We start from the raw sequence: 24,249 nt of genomic DNA on the forward strand, positions 1-24,249 counted from the left end.
CCTTGTTCCAGGTGATTTCCCGCGTTCGAGAAGGCGATCCGACGAAAGGTGGCCATTGTGGACATCGACGCGCTCTTCCAGCCGCAGTCGCGGGCGATTCGCGCCGCGGCGCGCGAGGGGTTCCGATTCCGGTGCGCGCGCGTCCCGGCGGCGCCGGTGTTGCAAGGATTCTGCGTGGTGCGAGGTGTGCTGGACGTGTTCCTCGCCAGCGCGCCCGACGACTCGGTCGCCGCCCGATATCGGGCGGCGGACCTGGAAAATCCCGAACCGCTCGCGTCGTGGCGGCGATCCGGGCCCGTGGACCAGGTGGTTCCCGCGTTGCTCGCATTACCCGTGCACGGCGCGCGCGGTTCACCGGTGGTCCCGGAACTTCCGCGAACCCGGGATTCTTCAGCCGCAGCACCGATTCCGCCCGCAGCCGGCGACGAGGCGCACACCTGCGCGAATTTCCGTTTCCGGCGGCGTTGGCCGCGCATCCCGCAGCAACGTCGCGCGGAGCCCGGGGGTGCGCGGTGAACGACAAGAAGCACTTGCCGATGGCTTGGCACTTCGAGCGGGTGTCGGCGCGCGAGAGCTACACATTCCGCTGGGGCCGCGGCGCCGGAGTGATCACCGTGCATCGCGGCGACGCGCGTGGTTCGCACGGTGATGACGGTTTGGTCGACACCGTGCAGGTCGGCACCGATTGGATCGATGACCAGGATGTGCGCGTGCAGGCCAAGAAATGGATTCGGGCGAATGCGGGACGCGGTGTGCGATGAATGCCCCGCCGTTCGGTGCAAGGTGAGCGCACCTGTCCGGCCGCGCTCACCGGCTCGCTCGATTCAAGGACGATCCACAGCAGACGGTTCCGGCGTTGCGGCTTTCCGGAAACCACGGCGAACGCGGATCCCCGGTAGCGTCGACGCCGCAGCGATGAACGCTTGTCCCCGGCCGAGCAAGTGATCGTGACGACGTTGACGCGCGAGCGCTGACCGGCGGGTTAGCGTGCGGGGAGGAGCTGCCGAGACAGTCAGGAGAGCACCTGCATGAGCGTCCCGCTGCCCGACTCGTTCCGCCGCGAAACCGTCCAAGTCGGCGATGTCCGCATCAACACCCTCGTCGGGGGCGACGGCCCGCCGGTCCTGCTGCTGCACGGCTACCCGCAGACGCACCTGATTTGGCACGGGGTCGCGCCCGCGCTGGCCGAGCAGCACACCGTGGTGCTCACGGACCTGCGCGGCTACGGCGACAGCGACAAGCCAGCGGGCGGGCCGGGGCACGAGGGGTACTCGAAGCGCACGATGGCGCGGGATCAAGTGCTGGTGATGCGGGAGCTCGGCTTCGAGCGGTTCGCCGTCGCCGGGCACGACCGCGGCGGCCGGGTCGCGCACCGGATGGCGCTGGACCATCCGGACGCGGTGCGCGGGCTCGCGGTGCTGGACATCGTGCCGACGCACTACGCGTTCAGGCACGCCGACATGCATTTTGCGCTCGGCTATTACCACTGGTTCCTGCTGGCCGCTGACGATGGCGTGCCGGAGCGGCTGATCGGTGGCGCGCCGGAGTTCTGGGTGCGCAGCCGGATCGACGCGTGGAGCGGCGACGCCGGGCTGCTCGAGCCCGCGGCCGTGGACGAGTACGTGCGGTGCTTCTCCGATCCGGCGGCGATCCACGCGTCCTGCGAGGACTACCGCGCGGCGGCCTCGGTCGACCTGGAACACGACGAAGCCGACCGCGCGAACCGCGTCATCGCGCCGTTGCTGGCGTTGTGGGGCGCGGAAGGGTTCGTGGGCGCCACTTACGACGTGCTGTCGGTGTGGCGCGGCTATGCCGACAACGTGGGCGGGGCGGCACTCCCGTCCGGTCACTACGTGCCGGAAGAAGCGCCGCAGGAGACCGCGGATGCGCTGCTGACCTTCTTCGGCAGCTTGTGAACCTCAGACCATGCTGAGCAGCATCGCGCCCATGCCGATGCTCATCGCCCCGTGGCAGGCCGAGTCCCACGCCGGGTGGGTCGCGGTGGATTCCGCCAGGGCGCGACGGCCGGTGTCGACGGCGCTGGAAATCCACACCACCGACGACAGCACCAGGAAACCGGCCAGCAGCACCGAAATCGTCACGACACCGCCCGGCGGCCCTGGCGTCGCCGCGGCGGCCAGCACTCCGGACGACGGTGCGCCCATGGAGTGGTGATGATGCCCGCCGCCGGAGTCGGATCCGCCCATCATCAGCATCGGCATCGTCGCGATCATCCACACCATGGCCGCCGACATCACGGCATGGTGGGTGTGCGCGATCCGCGCCCGCCGGGCGTGGCCGCAAGGCACCCGCAGCGCGGTCAGCACCAGGAACCACCCGGTGGCGACCGCGAACAGCGCGATCTGCGGCCCTGCGGGCACGCTCATGCCCAACGGCCAGGCCATCGCGATCATGAGCAGGCTCATCGCGAGGTGGCTGATCGAGCTGAGCCGGTCCGGCCACCCACCGGCCGGGCGGGCGGCGCGGAATCCGCACCACACCGCGGTCAGCGTGAACAGCACGGTCAGGACCCAGCGCAGCAGCAACGATTCGACCACGGTCAGGCTCCGGTGATCCGCCGGGCGCGCAGCCCGAGCACGATGTCGACGATCAGGAAAAACAGCAGCGAAGCCCCCAGCAAGGGGACGAAGTAGGCGATGAAGGCGCCTCCGACGATGATCGGCGCGAGCACCCGGCCGGGGATCCGGCGCCACGCCCCGCGTTCCGGCAACCGGCCGAAACCGCGGGTGGGCCGCCGCAGCCACCACATCCGGTAGCCCCAGAAGATCATGCTGAGCAGGCCGAGGGCGAGCGAGGCCAGCAGCACCTGGTTGACCCAGCCGAACAGGATCCCCATGTGCGCGTCGATGCCCCAGCGCGAGAGCTTCGCCGTGAGCGGGTAGTCCGCGAACCGCACGATTCCGGTCACGTTCCCGTTCGCCGGGTCGACGGCGATCTGGTCCTGCTGCGTCGGCCAGTGCCGCTGCACCTGCATCACGGTGTAGGCGCTGCCGGGGCCGTCGGGCGGAGTGATCTCCACGGGTCCGTTGAGCCCTTGCCCGAGCGCGACCTGGTGCACCCGGTCGACGCCCACGTCTCCGCTCGGGCCCGCGGCCGGAGCGGGTGGCACATCGGTGGTGACTTCGGGCGTCTCCCAGGACAGCGCCGCGCGCAACGCGGTCACGTTCTCACCGGCGAACAGCGACCAGGTCAGTCCGGTCGCGGAGAGGAACAGCAGGCCGATCGCGGCCCAGATGCCCACCGCTCCGTGCCAGGACAGCACCCGCTTGCGCCCGGCGGGCCGGAACTCCGGTGCCAGCAGCAGCCGGGCGCGGCGCTCGCGGCGGCGCCGCCCGATCCACAAGGCGAGTCCGCCGAGCACCACCACCCACAACCAGCTCGCGGCGAGTTCGCTGTAGACCCGGCCCGCGTCGCCGAGGTGCAGTCCCCGGTGCAGGTTGTCGACCCAGGTGCGCAGGGGCAACGACTGGCCGTCGCCGTAGGTCTCCAAGTTCCCGCGCACTTCGCCGGTGTGCGGGTCGACGAACACCGTGCGGTGGTAGCTGTCCGAGCGGCCTGCGTCGGGCGCGAAGATGACCTGCGTCGTGTCGGTCGCGGTCGGCGCAGGGCGCACCGCGCTGAGTTCCCGGTCCGGCAGCGCCGCCTTCGCGGTGTCGATCTGCGCGGACAGCGGTGCGCTGGTCGTGGCGGCCGGAACGTGCAGCTCGTGCGCGTAGGCCCACTGCTCCAGCTGCGGGGTGAACACGTACAGCAGGCCGGTCAGCGCGGTGACGGTGAGGAACGGTGCGATGCAGATCCCGGCGTAGAAGTGCAGCCGCATGATCAGCGGGCGCAGCACCGCCCAGGTGGAACGCCCCGGCGGCACGTCCTCCGGGGCGCCGGCTTCCGGTAGCGGGTCCTGCCGCACGAGCGTCGGATCCGTCGCCATCGCTTCTCCCACCGTTCGGCGCGTGTCGTCGCACCACTAGTCGCGGGATCATCGGCATCGGTTCCCGGCCGGGAAAATGACGTCCATCAACTGGGAACGGCCGCGCCGGTTCGGCCGTGTGCCTTGTCACGCCGCAACATCTGCCGGAACCGCGACGAACTCGCGGCCGACCCGTCCTGTGCGGCCTGCCATCTCGGGCGGCCGGTGTCGATAGGCGCAGGGAGCAGCAACCACCGATGTCGGAGGAACGTACGGGCCGGGTGCGGAGCGGATTGCCGTGGCTGCTGGGTGGTGGCTTCGCGGTGCTGCTGACGGTGTTCGTCGCCGCGCTCGGCGGCGCGGACGTCTACGCGCAGCTAGGGCTGTCGGCACCGGGCGCGGTGGTGCAGCTCGGCATCGGACTCGTGCGGCTGGTAGCCGACGTGTCCGCAGCGATCTGCTTGGGAGCGTTGGCGTTCGCGACGTTCTTCACCACACCGCGCGGTTCCGGTGGGGTGTCTCCGGACGGTTTCGCGGCGGTGCGTGCTGGTGGCGCTGCGGGCTGGGTCTGGTTCGTGGCAGCGGTGTTGATGATTCCGCTCGAAATGGCTGATTCGTCCGGGCAGTCGTTGGCCGACGTGGTGGAGCCATCGGCGTTCACCGGTCTGCTGTCCGCGTTGTACGAGCCGAAGGCGTGGCTGGCCACGGCACTCATCGCGCTGGTCGTCGCGGTGTGCGCGCGGATGGCGTTGATGTGGCGACCCGCGATGGGACTGGCGGCGCTGGCCGCGATCGGCTTGCTGCCACCGGCGGTGGTGAGTCATTCGGCATCCAACGCCGGGCACGACTACGGGACCAACGTGATCGTGCTGCACGTGGTGGCGGCCGCGTTGTGGCTGGGCGTGCTGATCGCCGTCATCGCGCACGTGCGCCGTGGCGGTGGACATCGGGAACTGGTGCTGGCGCGCTACCGCAAGCTCGCGGCCGTCTGCTGGTTCGTGCTGGCAGCTTCCGGGCTCGTGGATGCGTTCGTGCTGCTGCCGCCGAGTCGACTGGCAACCGGATACGGCGCGTTGGTGCTGGCCAAGGTGGTGCTGCTGGCCGCGTTGGGCGCGGCCGGGATGTGGGCGCGACGGCGGCTCGCGGCACCGGCGGCGCTGCTGGGCACCGAGCTCACGATCATGCTCGTGTCGGTCGGGGTATCGATGGGCATGGCGCACACGCCACCGCCGAACCTGCTGGACCGCACGACCAGCACGTCCGAAGTGATCCTCGGCTACGACCTGCCCGGGCCGCCGAGCCTGCTGAACCTGCTGACGGTTTGGCGCTTCGACCTCATTCTCGGCACGGCCGCCGTAGCACTCGCCGCGCTCTACCTGCTGGGAGTGCGTTCGCTGCGCAAGCGCGGGGATTCCTGGCCGCCGGGCCGGACGGCGGCGTGGCTGGTGGGGTGCGCGACGCTCGTGATCGCCACGTCCTCCGGGCTCGGCGTCTACTCGTCCGGAGTGTTCAGCGTGCACATGCTCGTGCACATGGTGCTCAACATGCTCACTCCGGTGCTGCTCGTGCTGGGCGGGCCGATCACGCTGGCATTGCGCGCCTGCACCCCGGCCGGACGCGGAAATCCGCACGGCCCAAGGGAATGGGTGCTCACCGCCGTGCACTCGCCGCTCGCCCGGTGGCTCGCGCACCCGGCGATCGCCACGGTGCTGTTCGTCGTTTCGTTCTACGCGCTGTACTTCACGTCGCTGTTCGAGGCCGCGATGTCCGAGCACTGGGCGCACGAGCTCATGAACATCCACTTCCTGCTGGTCGGCTACCTGTACTACTGGACGGTGATCGGCGTGGATCCGGCGCCGAAACCGCTGCCGCACCTGGCGAAACTCGGAATGGTGTTCGCGGTGATGCCGTTCCACGCCTTCTTCGGCGTGATCATGATGAGCATGGACGGCGTGATCGCGGAGAACTTCTACCGCACCCTCGACCTGCCGTGGGCGCACGACCTGCTCGCCGACCAGTACCTCGCGGGCGGGATCGCTTGGGCGGCGGGCGAAGGCCCGCTGATCGTGGTGCTGCTGGCCCTGATGACCCAGTGGTACCGGCACGACATGCGTGAGGCCCGCCGCGCCGATCGCTCCGGCGACGAGGAACTCGCTGCCTACAACGAAATGCTCGCCCAACTCGCCCAACGCCGCGGCAACTGACGCGGCACGCTCGCCAGCGGGTGTTCTCGGCGAACCTTCAGGTGTGCGAGCGGTCCAGGGCGCCTGTGCGGAGGTGCCGCAGGAACGCGGACCAAGCCGGTGCGGCGAAGATCAAGTGTCCGCCGTCGCGGTCCTTGGTGTCGCGGACGGCGGCGAGGCCGGGGGCTCCGCCGACTTCGACGCAGGAGCCTTGCTGGGCGGACCTGCTGCTCTTGCGCCATCCGCGCAGCTCAGGATTCATCGTTCATCCTTCCATCGTCTTTCGGATATCTGCGATGAGGTCGAGGGACTCGGATTCGCTCAGGGCGAGATCGGTCAGCGTGTCCACGGCTTTGGAATGAGCAGCGATGTCGCGCGGTGACTTGAGGAAGACCAGGCTGCTGAAGTGCTCGACCTCTACGATCGGATCGGCTTTCGGGAAGCGCATCAGCACGAAGTGCCCAGCGTGCGCGGGGTGAAAGCCTTCAGCCCCGGAACGCAGGACGCGGACCGTCACGTTCGGCACGTCGACGGCCGTAGCTTCGATGTGGGCCAACTGCTCCGCCATCGCGTGCGGCCCACCGAAGGGTTCCTGGAGGGCGTACTCGCCGATCAGTGCGGTGAAGGTCGGAGCTCGCTTCTTGGTCAAGATCGTGCGCCGTTCCATGCGGGTGAGGATGCGCGGACCGATCTGGCTGTCGTCCATGCCGTTCATGACCGCTCGCATGTAGTCAGCGGTTTGCAGCAGGCCGGGTATCAGCATCGGTGCGACATCGACGATCTCGGTAGCGGTCCGCTCGAACTGGACCAGTGATGCGAGTTCTTTCTGGACTCCCGGGATGCCGGAGGTCACCCAGCTCGGCGCTTCGGTGCTGCGAGCTTGTTCCAGCAAGCGCTCGTACTCGTCTCCGGTCACACCGAGCGCGGTCAGGTAGCTAGCGACGTCTTCGGGCTGCGGGACTCCGCTGCCCGTCTCCCACCTGCTGATGCGCGTCTTCGGCAGGTCCAACTTCTCGGCCAGCGCCCGCACGGTCAATCCGGCCTGGGTGCGCGCGTTCCGCAGCTCAGCCCCGAGTGCACGTGTCGCTGGTGAGTTGGCTGGTGTGGTCGCCATGGTCGCGATCCTAGAGGCGGGGCCGATGTCGACCACGCGACCGGATAGATCACTCCAACGTGGAATAGATGTGTCCCGTGGGACAAGATAGATTCATGGGACAAGTTGACGGCGGTTCATTGCTCTCGAGCCCGTGATCGATCGCGGGTAGTGCTCCCTGGAGGTGTGCGTTGCCGTATCCGTTTCGTTGGTTTCCGGCGAGGGGTGAGCGTCATGCGGGCCGGGATTCCGCGCCGCGGCTGGGTTTTCGAGCGGGGACGTGTGTCGAGGCGTTGTGCGGTGCTGCGCTGGTGGCGGAGGAAGGGGCTGCCGCGTGGCTGTGGCCGACGTGCACAACCTGCGCGGAAAAGGTCCGGCCGATCGCGGAACGGCACAACGCGAGGAATCCGCTTCCGGAGGTACGGCCGCGTGGGGACTGAACGGTGGATGTGCGGTGTCGCGGAGTCGGTGTGGCACCGACTGGCGAGCTGCCGCCGGGTCGGTGGCTTCTTGGCGCCGGTCGCCGAATGCGGTCATGTCGTGCTCGGGCCCGTCCACCACCGGCAGCGGATCCCCGTTCCTCGCAGCGGAAGGTGGCTTTGTCGCGCCTGCAACCAGCGGATCGTGCTGGAAGATCCCGGTCCGCAGCTGGGGCCCGTGACGATCACCGGTGAGCACGCTGTTTTCGCTCCCATGCCCGGCAACGAACGGAATCCCAGCGAGCTGGTGTAACCGCTGATGAACGACACGGCGGCTTGATCGCCGCGCCGAAGCTCAACCGCCAAGGCTGGGAAGGCCGAGTCCCCCGCGGCTTTCCCGATGCGGTCCGGAACTGCCCACTCTCCCGAGCAGCGACGGACCGAATGGCCGGGCAGCGCGCGCAGTTCCTCCCCGAAAAGCGCGCTGTCCGGCCACCCCATCACCCGTCGACTTCGTACTTCTCGGCCACGAGGGTGGTCGAAGCGCCCGTGCTGCGCTCGGTGAGCGCGATCAAGCGGCGGCGTCGGCTGTTGCCGTTGTCCGTTCCCGTTGCGGTGCCTGGGAACCGGCGACTGCACCGCTCCCGGTGAACCGGCGGAGGCGGAGGCTGTTGGAGACGACGAAGAACGACGACAACGCCATCGCGCCACCGGAGATCAACGGGTTGAGCAGGCCGAAGGCGGCGAGCGGCAGCGCGGCCACGTTGTAGCCGAACGCCCACAGCAGGTTGCCGCGGATAGTGCGCAAGGTAGCGCGGGAAAGGCGGATCGCGTCCGGTGCGACCATCAGGTCCGGTCGGACCAAGATCAAGTCGGCTGCGTCGATCGCGATGTCGGTGCCGGTCGCGACCGCGAGGCCGAGGTCGGCGGTCGCCAGCGCCGGTGCGTCGTTGACGCCGTCGCCGATCACCGCGACGGTCCGGCCCTCCGCGCGCAGACCGCGCACCACCTCGGCCTTCTCGTCCGGGAGTACCTCGGAGATCACCCGCTCGATGCCGACCTCGTCCGCCACCGCGCGTCCCGTGGCATCGTTGTCGCCGGTCAGCAGCACCGTGCGCAGGCCGAGCCGATGCAGTTCGGCAACCGCCTGCGGCGCAGAGGGTTTCACCGCGTCCGCCAGCGCGAACACCGCGACCGCCGCTCCGTCCACACCGGACAGGACCACGGTGCGGCCCTGTTCCTGCCACTGCTCGCGGGTCCGGTCGAGTTCTTCGGGAACGGACCAGTCCTGTTCCTGGAAGAGTTCCCGGCGGCCGATGAGGACTTCGCGGCCGTCGACCTTGCCGCTCGCGCCCAGTCCCGGCCGTGCCGCGAACGATTCGGCGGCCGGGAGCTGCCCGGTCTCGGAGCGGGCGAGTTCGCTGATCGCCGCGGCGACCGCGTGCTCGGACGCCTCTTCCACGGCGCCCGCCTGGCGCAGCACCGAAGCGCGGTCCTGATCAGCGACGAAATCCAGTTCCACCACCGACATCCGGCCTTCGGTGACGGTGCCGGTCTTGTCCAGCACCACCGTGTCCACCGCACGGGTCGACTCCAGCGCCTGGTAGCCCTTGATGAAGATGCCCAGCGCGGCACCACGTCCGGAGGCGACCATCAGCGCGGTCGGCGTCGCCAGGCCCAGCGCGCACGGGCAAGCGATCACCAGCACGGCCAGTGCGGCGGTGAACGCCCGGTCCGCCGAGCCGTCCAGCAGCGACCAGCCGAGCAGGGTGACCGCCGCGAGCGCCAGCACGGCCGGGACGAAGTAGGCGGCGATCCGGTCCGCGAGCCGCTGCACGGCCGCTTTCCCGGACTGCGCATCGGCGACCAGCCGCAGCATCGCGGAAAGCCGGGTGTCCGCACCGACCTGCGTGGCCCGCACGACCAGCCGGCCGTTCAGCGCCGTTGTGCCGCCGAGCACCGCATCGCCCTCGGTCACTTCCACCGGTGCCGACTCGCCGGTCATGGAGCTGCGGTCCAACGCGCCCTGACCGGACACGACCACGCCGTCGGTGGCGATCGTGCCGCCCGGGCGCACCAGGAACCGTTGTCCCACCTGCAGATCCTCGGCCGGGATCTCCTGCTGCGCGCCATCGTCGAGGACCACGGTCACCGCTTTGGCGCGCAACGCGGCCAACGCGCGCAACGCGTCCCCGGCGCGACGCTGCGCTCGCGCCTCGAAGTAGCGCCCGGCCAGCACGAACGCCGTGACTCCGGCCGCGACTTCCAGGTACAGCGCGCCCTGCGGGCTCAGCAGCAGGTGCCAACCCGCCTCGGCGGGCAGCGTGGGCTGGAAGAACATCGAATACAGCGACCAGCCGACCGCGGCGGTGATCCCCAGCGACACCAAGGTGTCCATTGAGGACGAACCGTGCCGGGCGCCGCGCAACGCGGCCCGGTGGAACGGCCACGCCGCCCAGCCCGCGACCGGGATCGTCAACGCCACCAGCAGCCATTGCCAGCCCGCGAACCGGTACTGCGGCAGCACCGTGAACATGATGGACAGATCGCACAGCGGCATGAACAGCACGATCGCCACCAGCATCCGCCGCCACAGGTCCCGCACCCGATCCGGCTCCTCCGCGGCGGCGGACTCCGGCGCCTCTTCCGGGATCGGATCGGCCTCGTAGCCCGCATCGCGGACCGTCCGCAACAGCAGGTCGACGTCCCCTGCGCCCGCGACGCTCGCCCGCCCGGTCGCGTAGTTCACGCCCGCGCGCACTCCGTCGAGCTTGTTCAGCTTGCGCTCGACGCGCGTGGCGCACGCGGCGCAGGTCATGCCGCGCACGGCCAGCTCGACCTGGTCGTTTTCGGCAACCGTCGGGGACATCGTCTACCTCTCGCGGGGAGCTCTCGGTGGTCCTGGGCAAACCTCTGGCGTTGACATGGTCGGCAGTGACCGCCTGCGGGTTCCCGGGTGTGAGTCGCGGAACTCGGCGGCCATGACTCCATGATCCTGGGTCGAACAGTCGTTCGCCATGACACGAAGGGGTGGCTTCAGCCCTTCGTCAGCCGCGCCACGAAGAAGCCCTCGAACAGCTCCGACGGGCGCACCCGCACGGCGTGCCGGAGTCGCTTGTCGAACTTGGTGCCCTGCCACGAACCCACGCCGCCGAGGAACTCCTCCTCGGTGAACCCGAGCGGTTCCACGGTCAGTTCCGAATGCCGCTGCAGCACCTTGTGCACCGGGAACTCGTCCTCTTCCGGGCTGAGCGTGCAGGTCGAGTAGACCATCACCCCGCCCGGCCGCAGCAGCTTGTACGCCGCGTCGCACATCTTCGTCTGCAGGAACTTGTACTTCTCGACCCGCTCCTCCGACCAGTACCGCAGCGCGTCTGATTTGCGCAGGTTGACCCGGCCTTCGCCGGAGCACTGCACGTCCAGCAGGATCCGGTCGAAGGATTCCGCAGGCAGCGATTTGTCGATGTACTGCGCGCTGTGCGTGGTCAGCTCGGAGTAGCGCACGCCGTAGAGCTCGGCCAGCTCGGCGAGCTTCTGCGCCCGCGGCGGCGCCGAATCGTTCAGCCACAACGAGCACTCGTTGCCGGTGCGCGCGGCGATGTGGAACGCCTTGCCACCCGGCGCCGCGGCGACGTCGAGGACGTCGTCGCCCGGCTGCGCGTCCAACGCGACCGGCGGGATCAGGCTCGCGGCGTTCTGCAGGTAAACCCGGCCTTCGTGAGCCATCGGCAGGATGTCGTCGAAACCGTCCTGCTCCAGCCAGAAGAAGGCGTGCTCGCACCAGTCCACCGGCTGCACGCTCGGCGCCTTGGCCCGCACCTCGGCCAGCGTCTCCTGGTAGCGCGGTTCGTCCAGCAGCCGGTTCACCCGGATCGACGTGGGGCGCGCGCCCCGGAACACCGATTCGACCTGGTTCGCCCGGATCCCGAGCACGTCGGCCATCCGCTTCTCGAACGCGCGGGTCTTGCGCTGACCGCTCACCGCCCGAGGCTCCCGTCCTGCACGCGGACCAATCTACCGGTGCGGACCTGGCGCGATAGCATCGCGGGCCGCGGTGGTGGGGCTCACCGGTCCGGCACGGAGAACCGCGGCTGCGAGCCGCCAACGGTCCCTGCTCGACCCGAACCCGTCCGGAATCGGGAGGCAGCATGGCAACCGAGGCCGATCGCGAGGAACCCATCGATCCCGACGTGGACGTGCACGTCGCGGAGCAACGCGGTGAGCTGGTCCGCACGCACGGCGCGGTGTTGCTGGTGATCGCGCTGGGAGGGGGTCTCGGCGCGCTGGCGAGGTACGCGGTGGGGGTGCTGCTGCCGATCGGAGCGTGGGCGACCTTCGGGGTCAACGTGCTCGGTTGCCTGCTCATCGGAGTGCTGATGGTGCTGATCCACGAGGTCTGGTCGGTGCATCGGCTGCTCCGACCGTTCATCGGAGTCGGTGTCCTCGGCGGGTTCACCACTTTTTCCACGTATGCGGTGGAATTCGCCGGGTTGCTGCGGCCGGGATCAGTTCTGCCCGCGGGCCTGTACCTCGTGGGCACCGTGCTGGGAGCGCTGCTCGCGGTACTGGCGGGCGTGGCGCTCACCCGTTCCATCGTGGGAAAGCAGGTGCAACAGTGACGGCCGTGCTCGTGTTCCTCGGCGGGGCGATCGGGGCACCGCTGCGATACCTGACCGACCGCGCGGTGCAGCAGCGCCACGACACGGTTTTCCCGTGGGGCACGCTCACCGTGAACGTCGTCGGCTCGTTGCTGTTGGGAGCGCTGACCGGTGGTGTGCTGCCCGAGCAGGTGTCGGCGCTGCTAGGCGTCGGCTTCTGCGGTGCGCTTACGACGTACAGCACGTTCAGCTACGAGACGCTGCGGCTCGCCGAGCAGGAGGCGTACTTCTACGCCGCGGTGAACGTAGTGGTGAGCGTGCTGGCCTCGGTCGGCGCGGCCTTGCTCGGGCTCGTCGCGGTGCAAGCCGCGTTGAGCTGACCGGCTCAATCCACCGCGACCACCAGGCCACGCAGTTCGTAGCCGGTCGTGGCCTCGCTGAACGAGACTCGCGGGGGCGTCTTCATCCGCACCGGCAGGGCGAACAGTTCCCGCAGGAACACGTCGGTCTCCAAGATCGCGATCGTTGCGCCGGGACACTTGTGCGCACCGTCCCCGAACGAAAGCCCCGCCGCGTCACCGGGAACTTCGCGTCCGGGGCACACCTGCAGCGGTTCGGCGCCCATCTCGGCCGGGTCGACGTTGGTGTCGCCGAGCGCGATGTCCACCAGCGCGCCTGCCGGGATGGTCGTGCCCGACAGTTCCAGCGGTGCGGTGGTGCGCCTGCGCAGATGGCCGAGGACCGGTTCGAGGCGCAGCAATTCGTGCAGCACGGCCAGCCGTTCCGGCTCGTCCGCGGCGCGGTACCGGGCCAGCAGCTCGGGTGTGGTGAGCAGGTGCCAGGCCGCGAGGTTGACGAACTCGCGGGTGGTGACCATGCCCGCCGCGGCGAACGTGATGCACTCGGCGAGGATCTCCGCGCTGGAACAACCCTCGTCGAGCAGGTGCGAGATGACGTCGTCGCGACGTTCCCGCCATCTCGCCCGCACCGCGGGGCGCACGTCGCGGATGTGGATCGCGCTCCAGTTGACCACCTGCCGCAAGAGCCAGCGGAGTCCATCGATGCTGGTGAAACCGGGTGTGCCGAACTCTTCGGGGAAGAACCGCTCGAGTCGCCGCCGGATACCGGGACGGCTTTCGGTCAGCCCGATCACCTCGGCGGCGACCCCGATGGCGAGTTGGAAGGCCAGGTCGCCCAGGTGCGCTTCGCCGTCGCGGCGCAGTGTCGCCATCTGGGCTTCGGCGGTGCGCTGCATGACGCCGCGGTAGTGCTCGTCGACTCGCCGCGGGGTGAAGAACCGCGCGGTCTGCCTCCGGTCGTCCCGATGCCCCTGCCCGTCCCGGTACAGCACGGGGCGGCGCATGTTCGGCGGCATCTTCTCGAGCGTCTGCACGCCGAGCCCGGCCTGCACGGTGTCGGAGCTGCGCAGCACCGCACGAGCTGCTGCGTGGCCGTTGACCTGCCAAATCCCGTCCGGATCCCGGTGCACCGGGCACCGGTCCCGGGATTCTTCGCGAACGATCTTGCGCGCGTCCTGCACGGTTCCTCCCGCAGCGTCGCCCGTTCTTGCTTAGCAGGGCGGCAGGTCCGTGCCCAGGGAGTGCACTCCTAACGGAGCAGCGCGAGTTCTAACCGGCAGGCCGAGCCGACCCGAAGGTGCTGCGGTACGTGCTCGGCGAGGTGCCGAGCTTCGCGCGCAAGTGCTGGCGCAGCGAGGCCGCGGTGCCGAATCCGGAGTCCTCGGCGATCTGGTCGACCGGCAGGTCGGTCTCCTCCAGCAGCTGCCGCGCGCGTTCCACGCGCTGGTGGGTGAGCCATTGCAGCGGCGAAAGCCCGACCTCGTCCCGGAATCGGCGCGTGAAGGTCCGCACGCTCATCGACTCGCGCGCCGCGAGTTCGCTCAGGGGCAACGTGCGGTCCAGGTGCTGCAACGCCCATGCCCGCGCACGGCCGGTGCTGGCGCGTTGCGGCTCCGGCACCGCCCAGCGGATGAACTGCGCCTGGCCGCCATCGCGGTGCGCGGGGACGACCGCCCGGCGAGCTACGTCGTTCGCTACGGCCGTGCCGTGATCTTTGCGGATCAGGTGCAGGCACAGGTCGATCCCGGAAGCTTCGCCCGCGGAGGTCAGCACCGATCCTTCGTCGACGTAGAGCACGTCCGGGTCGAGCCGGATGTCCGGGAACCGCTGCTCGAAGCGCGCGGCGGAATTCCAGTGCGTCGTCGCCGCCCGCCCGTCGAGCAGCCCTGCCCCCGCCAGCACGAACGCACCGGTGCAGATCGAGGCGACGCGGGCGTGCGCAGGGATGTGTTCGACAGCTGCCGCCAGCGGATCGGACAGGTCGCCCGCGGTCGGCTCGTAGTCCTCGTCGGAGGCGGGCACGAAAACCGTGTCCGCCTCGGCCAACGCTTCCGGCCCGTGCTCCACGAACACGCTGAAATCGGCGGTCGTGCGCACCGCGCCGGGAGTGACACCGCAGGTCACGACCTCGTACAGCTGCTCGCCCGCGGAGTTCGCGGCCAGCGAGAACAGCTGGTGCACGATGCCCGGCTCCATCGGCAGCAGGCCTTGCCGCACCAGGACGGCGACGTGGTGGCGAGCGGGGTGGCGGAAAACGGCCATGGCCCGATCCTTGCACATGATGGCTTCCGGGCCACTCGTTTCGTTGCGGCCGGGATCGCACGATGACCGGTATGACTCGGTTTTCCCCTGCTCGATCGCGCCGTCCCTGGTGGGTCGCGGCCGTCACGGGCCTCGTCGTGCTGGTGACCGGCTGGTCGACCGGCGTGCCGGACGTGCTCACCGAACCGCTGCGCGCGGAGTTCGGCTGGTCCCGCGGAACCATCGCCTTCGCTTTCGCGGTGAACATGGCGCTCTACGGGCTGACCGCCCCGTTCGCCGCCGCGCTGATGGACCGCATCGGAATCCGGCGCGTCGTCGGAGGTGCGCTGGCGATCGTGGCCGCCGGCTCGGCGCTGACCGCCGCGATGGCCGAGTCGTGGCAGCTGCTGCTGGGCTGGGGCCTGTTGGTGGGCCTCGGCACCGGATCGATGGCGTTGACCTTCGCGGCCACCGTCGCGAACCGCTGGTTCGTCGCCCGCCGAGGACTGGTCAGCGGCGTGCTCACGTCGTCGAGCATGTTCGGCGGCATGGTGCTGATGCCGCTGCTGGCGTGGATCGTGCACCACGAAGGCTGGCGCATCGGGGCCGTCGTGGTGGGCGCGGCCTCCTTGGCGCTGGTGCCGCTGGTGTTCCTCGTGCTGCGCGATCACCCCGGCGAGGTCGGCGCCCGCGCGCACGGCGCGGCCGAGTTCACCGCGCCGCCGGCACGTTCGGAGGGGGCCGCGCGCCGAGCGTTGGTGCTGCTGGGCAACGCCGCGAAGACCAAGGGTTTCTGGCTGCTCGCCGTGACTTTCGGAATCTGCGGCGCCTCCACGAACGGGATCATGATGACGCACTTCGTGCCCGCCGCGACCGGACACGGGATGCACGTGGTCGTCGCGGCCTCGCTGCTCGCGGTGATGGGCGTGTTCAACATCGTCGGCGCGGCCGGTTCCGGTTGGCTCACCGACCGGTTCAGCGCGCGGTGGCTGCTGGTCGGCCATTACGGCGCTCGTGCCGTTTCGCTGCTGGTCCTGCCGCTGTTCATGGGGTCAGGGGTCGGCGCGGGGATGATCGTGTTCACCGTCGTCTACGGTCTGCTCGACTTGGCCACCGTGCCGCCGACCATCGCGCTGTGCCGGGAGTTCTTCGGCGCGGACAACGGCCCGATCGTGTTCGGCTGGCTCAGCGCCGTGCACGCGTTGGGCGCGGGTGCGGCGGCCCTTTCGGGCGGGGTGCTGCGCGGCCTGGCGGGTTCCTACACGGCCGTGTGGCTCGGGTCGGGAGTGCTGTGCCTGGCCGCGGCGGCGTTGTCGGTGCGGCTCGGAACCGGAGTCCGATCCCGCGCCGCTGGTGGCGCCTTTCCGGCCGCAGTGCGGGTGTAAATGGATCAGAGCATTGGGATCTCGTTCCGCACGCACGCCCCGGGTCGTCGTATGAACGATGCGGTCCTGGACTGGGAGCGGACCGAACGGCCAGGTGGCACGAACGGTCCGCTCGGCCGATCAGAACGGCTTGAAGTTGTGCACGTAGGTGCCCGGGTGGGTGGCGCCGTCCTGGCGCACCACGCCGAAATCGTGCGACCACGGGATCCGCAGCGGGTCCTCCTGGCCCGGCGGAATGGTGATCAGCTCCGTCGGCCGCCACGCTTCCGGGCTGTGGTCGGGGAGCACCGTCAGCCAGGCGATACCCCTCTCGCCGGCCTTCAGCAGGTATCCGGGGTCCCCGTCGTCGATCCGCGGAACCGAATAAGTGGGCCCGTGCACGGGGTCGATCGGGCCGATGAGGTCGACGCCCGGCGTGCCGCGCAGGATGCACTCGTGGTCGGAGACGTTGGTGTACTCCAGCTGGATGCGCAGCTGGCCGGAGCCGTCGTCGAGGACCCCGCCGAACTTGGCGTTCAGATCGCCGGTGCCGCAACGCGGGGTGTCGACCTCGGCGGTGCGCACCGCGTTGTTCCCGGCGGCCGACTGCACGTCGAGCGCCGACTGGCCCGCCTGGGCACCGGCTCCGCACGCCGTCATAGTCAAGGCCGTGCCCGCCAGAGCCAGCGCCCCAAGGGTGGTCCGCAGCATGTTCTGCTCCTCTCCTTGCGGGAGTCCGTGTTCCCGCCTGCCTCTCCCAGTAAGACGCCCGAATCCGATTCAGGTTGCCTCGCGTGCTCGCCGTGGCGCGCACCGTCGTCGCGGCTCGGAACGGGATCCCGGTGGCGCCGTTCGGTCCGGACGGCGCAATTCGTTCGTTGGGAGTTGCGTGTGCTCCAATAGGAAACGCGACCATCTTTGAGAAAGGCGGGGGCGCGTTGCGCGAACACGCGCCCCCGCCTTGCGTTTCACGAGCGTCTAATGCGTCCGGTGCAGGGAGACCGGGCGGAGAAGTGCACGGCGGAGGCTGTCTCGTTGGTTGAGTTGCGCGGGCATGCGGCGGATCTGTTCGCGGTGCTGCTCGGAAATCTGGGTGTTGGTCGCGCGTGCTATATCAACCGCTGAGCGGCTCTCACCCGAACCGGAGACGAACGCCGCTCGGAAGCCGTTGGCGACGGAGCATGAAACCCCTGGCCTTCACTCGACCGGTTCTTCGCGCGGTGCCCATTCAACCGTTTCGAAGATGCCGTGTGCGAGGTCGACGATGTCCGTCCAATCTTCCGGGTTGTTGCTGGTGATCGAGACGTTCAAGATTCCCGGCCCAGCCGGGTTCGGAACCCAGGCTGTGATCGCGTGGCTACTGATCTCGACGACCTGGTCGTTGGCCTCAATCGTGCTATTGCTTGCAGTCTTCGTCACGACCGCATCCCCTGCCGGCAAGCGGACCTGTTCGACGTCCGTGCCTGGCTCGTTGTTGTAGTACTCCTCCAAACCAGCGACCGCGGTACGCGGCGAAGCATGCTCGGACATCACGATGAAACAGCTCACCACGACCATCAACGGTCGATCCGACTGCTGGGCGGAACGGAAAACCGCAGCGGCCGAGTAGTGCGCGCCACCAGCCTCGGCCGAGGCGCCGAGGGTCATCAGCATGGCCGCTGTTCCGGCCAGGCTCTGGTCGACCTCGGTGTCGGCGGGCAGGCCGAAGCGGAAGGCGATCGTGGAGGCGAGCGCGTGCAGCTTGGCGTCAGTCGGCTCACCGCCGGGTAGTTCGATGAAGCCTTCCGGGAGAAGGAGGGAATAGCTCGGCAGGGCAGGGGTGGACGCTGTTGTCATCGCGGGTCGTTCCAGGTGGACCGGACGAAGCCTGTAATGATTTCCCGCTCTTCGATCGTTGGGTAGAAGAAGACGCGGGAACGATCCGGCCAGGTGACTTCGATGCTGTTCTGCGCCGCATGGTGGAAGCGCACACTGGCGGCCTCGTCCGTCTGCCACACCACGCTCGGCGCGCTTTCGTCCTTGGCGGCTGCCACGACTGCCAACCGCGAGTGTGAGAAGACCATCCATAGCGGTCGTGGGGCGCGTTTTACCGTGTCGATCAGCGAGGTTGGGGCAGGATTGCTCGTCGATCCCGAAACGGAGATCAAGCCAGGTGTGGTCTTCGTTTCGGGCTCTTTGGTCAGGCCCGCATCGTCAAGACCTTGCCGGATCCAGCCGTAGATGAGAAGCACAGGCAGCGCCAGCACCCAGACGATCCTGAACCAGAATGGCTTGGTGCCCAGCTCTTGACGGCCCTTGAACTTGCTCAGGGAAAACCGCTTCCAGTGGAAAAAGATCGCGTCGCACGGTTCTGCCCAGGTGCCCTGGCCCCACTGCCGGATCTTCACTCTCTGCTGTTCGCGCTCCGGCGAGAACGCGCTGGTGTTGTTCGTGCTCGTCATCAGGGCCTCACACCTGTTTTCTGTTGGATCTGAGATTCCACCTGGCCCGACGCGTAGTCAATGCCCTCGGCCACGGCAACCTTCTTGACGGAGCCTACTCCAGCGCCGGCTGCGATGCCGGCATTGGAAAACGGGTCCAGGTTCACATTAGGGATCTTGTTGACCAGCTCGACCGACTTCGTGTGGGTGAAGGTCGCGGCATTGTCGATGGCTTCCTTCGGATTGGCCTTCAATTCCGCCATCGTGCTGGGGGTAATGTCCACCTTGCCACCGACTCCGGTCACATCTTTCAGCACCTTCGATTCGGTGGTCACCTTGCCGGTTCCGGTGACGGCTTGACCGATCCTGCCTGCCCTCCCCGTGCTTTGGGCAGCCAAGCCGACCTTCGCTGCCTGGGACGCAGCGTTCTTGGCGCCTGCCAGGATACGACCGCCCGGGATAACCCCGACAGCATCTGTGGCGATCTTCCCCCAGGAAACGTCGGCACCGCCGGCCTTGGCCAGTGCGTTCACACCTAACGCTGCGGCACTCACGGTCATCGCCGCCCCGGCCGTGACCGCGTTCACGCCCGGGATCCAGGAGGTAGCTAGCGCGACGACGCCGAGCACACTTCCGACAGTGCTGAGCACATCGCCGACTTGCTTGAGGTCGTCGGCGTGGTCTTGGATCCATTGCCATGCCTTGTCCGCGGAGTCGCTGATGCTTTGGCCGAGTTGGTCGAGAGCGTTGCCGAGGCGTTCGAGCAAGCCCGGCTTTTCAGGGGCTTCGTCGGCGGCCCGCCGTAGCGCGTCCTCGACGGTTTTGGCCAGGTCGTCGTGCTGGTGCAGCAAGCGAGTCGCTTGTTCGCGGATCGCTTCGAGGTCGGCGTTGGCGTTGTTGAGGGTGGATTGGGCGGCGTCCAGCTTGCTTTGGGCCTGCTGTAGCGATGCTCGGTCCGGGAAGTGCTGGTTGGCCAGGTTGAAGTGCGGATTGGACTCGGCCTGGCGCACTCGTTGCTGCGCTGCGGCTGCTTCGGCCTCGTAGCTGCGCGCTTTCTGCTGCATGGAACCCAAATGCTCGTACCACTGGGTGAGCGTCCGTGCCGCGTCACCGAGTGAACGGTGCGCTTGCTCCAAGTACTTCGGCAGTTCACCCACAGTTCTGCGGAATGCGTCGGCTGCCTGGCCTTCCCAGATCCCGTCCTCGCGCCCGATTTTGGTCAGGGCTTGATGAGCGTCACCCATCTTGGTCGAAACTTGTTGAAGATCGGTGGCCACGGATTCGACCGTCGCTACTGTGCCGGGCGCGGGGTCGAATCCCAGCACCGGATACTCGGAGGTTCCAGTCACCCTGTCGTCCTTATCTGGTTGCCCGAAACGGTGTCTTAGCAGTTCCTGGAGCTACGTGGTTCCGGCGCCCACGTGGGCGGTCATTGCCCGGCCATGCGTTGTTCGATGCTCGAGGGCTGCTCGCCGTCCGCGGGCCGGCCGTGATCGCCGCCCGAGTTCCCCGGCTGGGCTTCGGCTGCGGAGGCGACCAGCGTGGCGACTTCGTTTTCGAGCTTGGCGTAGGTGGCGCGGGCGCCGTCGAGGGCGTCGCTGGTCGCTTTGGCGCCTTCGGAGATCTTCTTGATGCCGTGCGACCAGCGTTCCCGGAAGTGCTCGCTGGCGTTGTCGATGCCCGGAGTGCCCAGGTCGCGGCCTCGGGCGTTGCTCAGCGCGTTGTTCGCGGTGGTGATGTCGTCGGCCGCGCGGTCCAGGTCGTTGACCAGTTGCGCCAGCTTGTCCATGTGGACTCGGTAGCCGTCCCCCACGGAAACCTTCCTCTTCGCACGATCGCTGCCCGGGCAAAGTAGCAATCGCTCGGCGCGCGTGGGGGAGAACAGAAGAAAGACGAGACCCGCGCCGCACCGGAGGTCTTAACTCGGGGGCTGGCGCCTTGGGCCGTTGACCATCGCGTTGGCCTGGTTTACCGGTGACCGGGTAGGCGTCGGTGAAGACCCGGACGCAGCAGCCGCCCATACCGACAGAACTCGAACCTCGTGACCAGCGTTTCCGCTGGTCAGCGTATGCGCCCCCGGCAGGATTCGAACCTGCGACACCGGCTTTAGGAGAGCCGTGCTCTATCCCCTGAGCTACGGGGGCGTGGTCGACGTGTCGACCCCTGGAGGGTACCGGCCGGGGCGTGGTTGTTGACAGCAGGGAGTGCGGACGGCCGGGGCAGGGGTGACGGGTGGCGTAGGGTGATGTGATCGTCACGGGGTCGAGTCGGTCGTGCCTGGGGAGTGGGATGGTCAACGAGAGCGCTGGCCAGAACGAGAACTTCGGCCGCAACGAGAACGTCGGCGACGTCCGGAACCTGGTGCAGGCGCAGACGGTCGGCGACGTGCACATTCACAATCATCGCGGCGAAGCGTTGCGTGCTCAGCAGTTGCCGCCCGCGCCGGCGCTTTTCGTCGACCGGGAGGACGTGCTGGCGGAGCTGGACGCGGCGTTGGGTGCGCAGCGGGCTCCTGATCAAGCCTTGTGCGTCCTGGTCAGCGGGGGCAGCGGGACGGGCAAGAGCGCGTTGGTGGCGCGGTGGGTGCACGGTGCGCGGGCGCGGTTCGACGATGTGGTGTACCTGGACATGCGGGGGCGCAGCGTCGGGCTCGACGAAGTGCTGTGGCATTGCCTGTCCGCGCTGGGCGAGGAGTATCCGGGGTCGTCGGACGCTGCGCTGGCGCTCTACCGCAGCAAGACCAGCGGTCGCTCGGTCGCCTTGGTCTTCGACAACGTCGTGCAACCGCGGGAGCTGCTTCAGCTGCGGCCCGCCTCGTCCGCGGCGCTGGTCGGAGTGATCAGCGGGCGGAGCATGGCGGAGTTGGCGGTCGACGGTGTGCTGTCGCTGCAAGTGCCGAGGCTCGACGCGGCTGCGGGGGTCGACGTGCTGCGCTCCGCGGGCGCTGCGCGTGTCGATGCCGAACCCGCGCACGCGCGGCGGCTCGTCGAGCTGTGCGGCGGGTTGCCCATCGCGTTGCGGATCGTCGCGGGACGGCTCGCGAAGCGGCCCGGCTGGAAACTCGCCCGGGTCGCCGCGGAACTCGAAGACGACCACAGCAGGCTTGACCGCTTGCAGGAAGGCGGGGAGCCGGTGGTGCGCAACGCCTTGGACCGCGCCGTCGAGGAACTGCCGCAGGCGCAGCGGGATTTGTACGCGCTGCTGGGCAACGTTCCGGGACCGGCGTTCGCGGCCGACGCCGTGGCCGCGCTGGCAGGGCTGACTGTCGACGAGGCCGAAGACCTCCTTTACGAGCTGCACGATGCGAACCTCCTGGAACGCAACGACCACGACGAGTTCCGGTTCCACGACCTCGTCCGGCTGCACGCGGTGGAGAAGCGGCGTGCCGACGCGGCGGCGCTGCGCAGGCTCGCGGATTGGTACCGGTTGCGCGGGGCGTACGCGGACCGGGCCGTGATGGAGCCGCAGCGGTTCCGGGTCGGCCACGACGACGAGCTGCTGGGCGAGAACCCGTTCGACCACGACTCCGCGCTGGAATGGCTGGAGCGCGAGCGGGTCAACCTGCTGGCCGTGCTGGACACCGCGCACCAGCAGGGATGGGACCGGGTCGTGATCTCGCTCTGCGACAGTCCGGTGTGGACGCTGCACAACCAGCACAAGCACTACGCGGACACGATCTCGGCGCTGCGCAACGGAGTTTCTTCCGCCGAGCGCGCGCAGGACCTGGTCGCCGAGGCCCGGATGCGGACCTTGCTGGTGCGGTTGCACACGGAACAGCACGATTTCTCCGCGGCGCACGAGCAGGCCGCTCATGCTCGGGAGGTGGCGGAGCGGGCCGGGCACCGGCGGGCGTTGGCTTCGGCACTGGAGTTCCACGGCCGCGCCCACCTCGAGCAGAGCTCGTGGGCCGAAGCGATACCGCTGTTCCGGCGGGCCCGCGACCTCAACGCGGAGTTGGGGCTGCCGCGCGCCATGGCGCTGCAGGAATACATGCTCGGGCGCGCGCTCGGAGGCGATGGACGACCGGACGATGCGCTGCGGCAGTTGCACAGCGCGCTGGACCGGCTCCAGGACTATCCGCAGGACAAGCGCACACCGGGCCGGATCCGAGTCGCGATGGGGCGGGTGCACCAGCGGCTCGGCGACCACGCCGAGGCCGTGCGGGTGCTGCGTGCCGCGGAGTCCGACGCGCGGGAGCGGCGGGTTTCGCACGACCTCGCGGAACCGTTGGAGCTGCTGGCGGAATCCCTCGCGCACATCGGCGAAACCGCGGCCGCGCGGGAATGCGCCGCGGAGGCGCTGAACATCTTGGAACAGGCCGGTAGTCCGCGCGCCGAGCAGCTGCGCGAACAGCTCTAACTCCCGGCGAACACCTCGACCGGTTCCGGACGTGCCGGGTAGTCGGGCTCCGGCAGGCCGAGCTGGTCGTAGATGACCGCGCGCAACCGAGCCGTCGATCCGCCCGGTGCGGCGAACGTCCGGGCGGCGAACGAGGCGTGTTCCGGCAGCGGGATCGCACCGTCCACTTGGGACCGCAAGTCGCCAGGGCCGAGGAACTGCGCGCGAGTGCCCAGATCGGCCGCCGGAGTTCCCGCAGCGACCTCGGCGGCGCCGAACTCGGCCAGCAGCAGCGGTTTCCCCAGCGCCGCTGCGTACAGCGCCAATGAGCCGTGGTCGGCGAGGACCACGTCCGAAGCCACCAGCGCCGCCCGCCAACCGCGGTGCGGCGGCACCACGATCAGCCCCGCGCGCTGCGCACCGCGCGTCCACCGGTCGATCTGCCAGGCACCGTGCCGGGACCAGATGTTGGGGTGCAGCACCAGCGCGACCCGGTGATCGCCGGGCAACTGCGCGACCAGGCGTGCGGCCAGGTCCGGTTGCCGGGCGAAGAGGGACTCGCCGCCCCAGGTCGAACTCACCATCACCAGTTTTCCGCCGCTCATGGCGGATCGGTAGTGCGCGCGCATCGGCACGCTCGCCCGGAGCCGGTCGAAGCACGGGTCGCCGACGACCGCCGCGCGCTCGGCCGCTTGCGGGCAGGAACGGCGGAGCAGGTCGAGCTGGTCGTCGTGCGACAGCGCCAGGACCGACGCCACCACGCGTCCATTGTGGAGGAGTTGTTCGGGTGCGAGGCCGGAAATCGCGCCCGCCACGCCGGAATCCGTCGGCCGCAGCTTGTGGTAGCCGGCGCCGTGCGGCAGCGTCAGCAGCGGGACGTCCAGTTCGTGCAGCGCGCCGTTGCTGCTCGGGGAGATCGCGAGGTCGAAGTGCTCCTTCGTCGCGTCCTGCCAATCGACGACGGTCATGCCAGCGGCGTGCAGGTGTTCGGCGAGGCGGTCGGAGAACTCCGAACCTTCCGCGACCGCGAACCGCACCTCCACGCGGAAATCGTCGGCCAGCACGCCGAAAACGTCGTGCAGCCGGTCCAGCGCGGTCAGCGTGCGGACCACGCCGAGCACGCGGCGGCGCACCGGGACGGTGGACCAGCGGTCGGCGCGTTCAGCGGCCATGCCCGCTCCGGCTCTCCGGCTCTCCGGCTCTCCGGCTCTCCGGCTCTCCGGCTCTCCGGCTCTCCGGCTCTCCGGCTCTCCGGCTCTCCGGCTCTCCGGCTCTCCGGCTCTCCGGCTCTCCGGCTCTCCGGCTC

Annotated in this window: 22 protein-coding genes and 1 tRNA gene; 8 read left to right on the forward strand and 15 right to left on the reverse strand. The window is 69.0% G+C overall.

Features of this window, described 5'->3' with window-relative positions:
* Positions 1 to 512 precede the first annotated feature (512 nt).
* Both INP57_RS06370 and INP57_RS06375 read left to right on the forward strand, forming a co-directional pair.
* The gene (locus INP57_RS06370; RefSeq protein WP_200069088.1) at positions 513 to 761 is read left to right on the forward strand and encodes a hypothetical protein; all 249 of its coding nucleotides are present in this window, start codon (positions 513 to 515) and stop codon (positions 759 to 761) included.
* Positions 762 to 1,028: 267 nt separating this feature from the next.
* Complete coding sequence (locus INP57_RS06375) at positions 1,029 to 1,916, forward strand: alpha/beta fold hydrolase (protein ID WP_200069089.1); 888 nt, start codon at positions 1,029 to 1,031, stop codon at positions 1,914 to 1,916.
* 3 nt (positions 1,917 to 1,919) lie between these two features.
* Here the strand turns inward: INP57_RS06375 and INP57_RS06380 are convergent, their stop codons facing one another.
* Together INP57_RS06380 and INP57_RS06385 are read right to left on the reverse strand one after the other, a co-directional pair.
* On the reverse strand, positions 1,920 to 2,558 hold the full coding sequence (locus tag INP57_RS06380; RefSeq protein ID WP_200069090.1) for a DUF5134 domain-containing protein: 639 nt from the start codon (positions 2,556 to 2,558) through the stop codon (positions 1,920 to 1,922).
* A gap of 2 nt (positions 2,559 to 2,560) precedes the next feature.
* Positions 2,561 to 3,949: a PepSY-associated TM helix domain-containing protein gene (locus tag INP57_RS06385; protein ID WP_200069091.1), complete on the reverse strand. Its 1,389-nt coding sequence runs from the start codon at positions 3,947 to 3,949 to the stop codon at positions 2,561 to 2,563.
* 236 nt (positions 3,950 to 4,185) lie between these two features.
* Here INP57_RS06385 and INP57_RS06390 point away from each other — a divergent pair, with 236 nt between their 5' ends.
* Positions 4,186 to 6,132 (forward strand): bifunctional copper resistance protein CopD/cytochrome c oxidase assembly protein, encoded by a 1,947-nt coding sequence (locus INP57_RS06390; RefSeq protein ID WP_200069092.1) that lies wholly within the window; start codon positions 4,186 to 4,188, stop codon positions 6,130 to 6,132.
* A 37-nt stretch (positions 6,133 to 6,169) separates the two neighbouring features.
* Here the strand turns inward: INP57_RS06390 and INP57_RS06395 are convergent, their stop codons facing one another.
* Positions 6,170 to 6,373 carry a DUF397 domain-containing protein gene (locus INP57_RS06395; RefSeq protein WP_200069093.1) on the reverse strand — a complete coding sequence of 68 codons (204 nt, stop codon included), beginning with the start codon at positions 6,371 to 6,373 and terminating at the stop codon, positions 6,170 to 6,172.
* 3 nt (positions 6,374 to 6,376) lie between these two features.
* Positions 6,377 to 7,261 carry a helix-turn-helix domain-containing protein gene (locus INP57_RS06400; protein WP_307849935.1) on the reverse strand — a complete coding sequence of 295 codons (885 nt, stop codon included), beginning with the start codon at positions 7,259 to 7,261 and terminating at the stop codon, positions 6,377 to 6,379.
* A gap of 134 nt (positions 7,262 to 7,395) precedes the next feature.
* On the opposite strand from INP57_RS06400, the gene INP57_RS30480 reads away from it, so the two are divergent.
* Positions 7,396 to 7,644 (forward strand): HC3 family zinc finger protein, encoded by a 249-nt coding sequence (locus INP57_RS30480; protein WP_200069094.1) that lies wholly within the window; start codon positions 7,396 to 7,398, stop codon positions 7,642 to 7,644.
* Positions 7,645 to 8,194: 550 nt separating this feature from the next.
* Here the strand turns inward: INP57_RS30480 and INP57_RS06410 are convergent.
* Both INP57_RS06410 and INP57_RS06415 read right to left on the reverse strand, forming a co-directional pair.
* On the reverse strand, positions 8,195 to 10,492 hold the full coding sequence (locus tag INP57_RS06410) for a heavy metal translocating P-type ATPase (protein ID WP_200069095.1): 2,298 nt from the start codon (positions 10,490 to 10,492) through the stop codon (positions 8,195 to 8,197).
* Between the two features lie 167 nt (positions 10,493 to 10,659).
* Positions 10,660 to 11,604 (reverse strand): RsmB/NOP family class I SAM-dependent RNA methyltransferase, encoded by a 945-nt coding sequence (locus INP57_RS06415; RefSeq protein WP_200069096.1) that lies wholly within the window; start codon positions 11,602 to 11,604, stop codon positions 10,660 to 10,662.
* Between the two features lie 167 nt (positions 11,605 to 11,771).
* Between INP57_RS06415 and INP57_RS06420 the strand changes: the two genes are divergently transcribed.
* Together INP57_RS06420 and crcB are read left to right on the forward strand one after the other, a co-directional pair.
* On the forward strand, positions 11,772 to 12,242 hold the full coding sequence (locus INP57_RS06420) for a fluoride efflux transporter FluC (protein WP_200069097.1): 471 nt from the start codon (positions 11,772 to 11,774) through the stop codon (positions 12,240 to 12,242).
* Positions 12,239 to 12,601 (forward strand): fluoride efflux transporter CrcB, encoded by a 363-nt coding sequence (gene crcB / locus INP57_RS06425; protein ID WP_200069098.1) that lies wholly within the window; start codon positions 12,239 to 12,241, stop codon positions 12,599 to 12,601. Before INP57_RS06420 ends, crcB begins: the two co-directional genes overlap by 4 nt.
* 5 nt (positions 12,602 to 12,606) lie before the next feature.
* Here the strand turns inward: crcB and INP57_RS30265 are convergent, their stop codons facing one another.
* Complete coding sequence (locus INP57_RS30265) at positions 12,607 to 13,761, reverse strand: cytochrome P450 (RefSeq protein ID WP_200069099.1); 1,155 nt, start codon at positions 13,759 to 13,761, stop codon at positions 12,607 to 12,609.
* A gap of 88 nt (positions 13,762 to 13,849) precedes the next feature.
* Positions 13,850 to 14,842: a GlxA family transcriptional regulator gene (locus INP57_RS06435; RefSeq protein ID WP_200069100.1), complete on the reverse strand. Its 993-nt coding sequence runs from the start codon at positions 14,840 to 14,842 to the stop codon at positions 13,850 to 13,852.
* A 71-nt stretch (positions 14,843 to 14,913) separates the two neighbouring features.
* Here INP57_RS06435 and INP57_RS06440 point away from each other — a divergent pair, with 71 nt between their 5' ends.
* Positions 14,914 to 16,206, forward strand: coding sequence for an MFS transporter (locus INP57_RS06440; protein ID WP_200069101.1), 1,293 nt, complete (start codon positions 14,914 to 14,916; stop codon positions 16,204 to 16,206).
* Positions 16,207 to 16,326: 120 nt separating this feature from the next.
* Here the strand turns inward: INP57_RS06440 and INP57_RS06445 are convergent, their stop codons facing one another.
* From INP57_RS06445 to INP57_RS06470, 6 genes are all read right to left on the reverse strand, one after another.
* Positions 16,327 to 16,896 carry a DUF4232 domain-containing protein gene (locus INP57_RS06445; protein ID WP_200069102.1) on the reverse strand — a complete coding sequence of 190 codons (570 nt, stop codon included), beginning with the start codon at positions 16,894 to 16,896 and terminating at the stop codon, positions 16,327 to 16,329.
* 486 nt (positions 16,897 to 17,382) lie between these two features.
* Positions 17,383 to 18,021 (reverse strand): hypothetical protein, encoded by a 639-nt coding sequence (locus INP57_RS06450; protein WP_200069103.1) that lies wholly within the window; start codon positions 18,019 to 18,021, stop codon positions 17,383 to 17,385.
* A complete protein-coding gene (locus INP57_RS06455) occupies positions 18,018 to 18,626 on the reverse strand; it encodes a hypothetical protein (protein WP_200069104.1) in 609 nt (202 codons plus the stop codon). Before INP57_RS06455 ends, INP57_RS06450 begins: the two co-directional genes overlap by 4 nt.
* Positions 18,626 to 19,954, reverse strand: coding sequence for a putative T7SS-secreted protein (locus INP57_RS06460; RefSeq protein WP_200069105.1), 1,329 nt, complete (start codon positions 19,952 to 19,954; stop codon positions 18,626 to 18,628). The genes INP57_RS06455 and INP57_RS06460 overlap by 1 nt, the downstream gene beginning before the upstream one ends.
* 80 nt (positions 19,955 to 20,034) lie before the next feature.
* Positions 20,035 to 20,418 (reverse strand): DUF6317 family protein, encoded by a 384-nt coding sequence (locus tag INP57_RS06465; RefSeq protein ID WP_200069106.1) that lies wholly within the window; start codon positions 20,416 to 20,418, stop codon positions 20,035 to 20,037.
* 258 nt (positions 20,419 to 20,676) lie between these two features.
* Positions 20,677 to 20,749 (reverse strand) — tRNA-Arg (locus INP57_RS06470).
* Positions 20,750 to 20,894: 145 nt separating this feature from the next.
* Between INP57_RS06470 and INP57_RS06475 the strand changes: the two genes are divergently transcribed.
* A complete protein-coding gene (locus tag INP57_RS06475; RefSeq protein ID WP_200069107.1) occupies positions 20,895 to 22,964 on the forward strand; it encodes an NB-ARC domain-containing protein in 2,070 nt (689 codons plus the stop codon).
* Here the strand turns inward: INP57_RS06475 and INP57_RS06480 are convergent.
* Positions 22,961 to 24,115, reverse strand: coding sequence for a hypothetical protein (locus INP57_RS06480; protein ID WP_200069108.1), 1,155 nt, complete (start codon positions 24,113 to 24,115; stop codon positions 22,961 to 22,963). The genes INP57_RS06475 and INP57_RS06480 overlap by 4 nt on opposite strands.
* Positions 24,116 to 24,249: the final 134 nt, after the last annotated feature.

The sequence above is a fragment of the Saccharopolyspora galaxeae genome (assembly GCF_016526145.1).
In the GTDB taxonomy this organism is placed as follows: Bacteria; Actinomycetota; Actinomycetes; order Mycobacteriales; family Pseudonocardiaceae; genus Saccharopolyspora_C; species Saccharopolyspora_C galaxeae.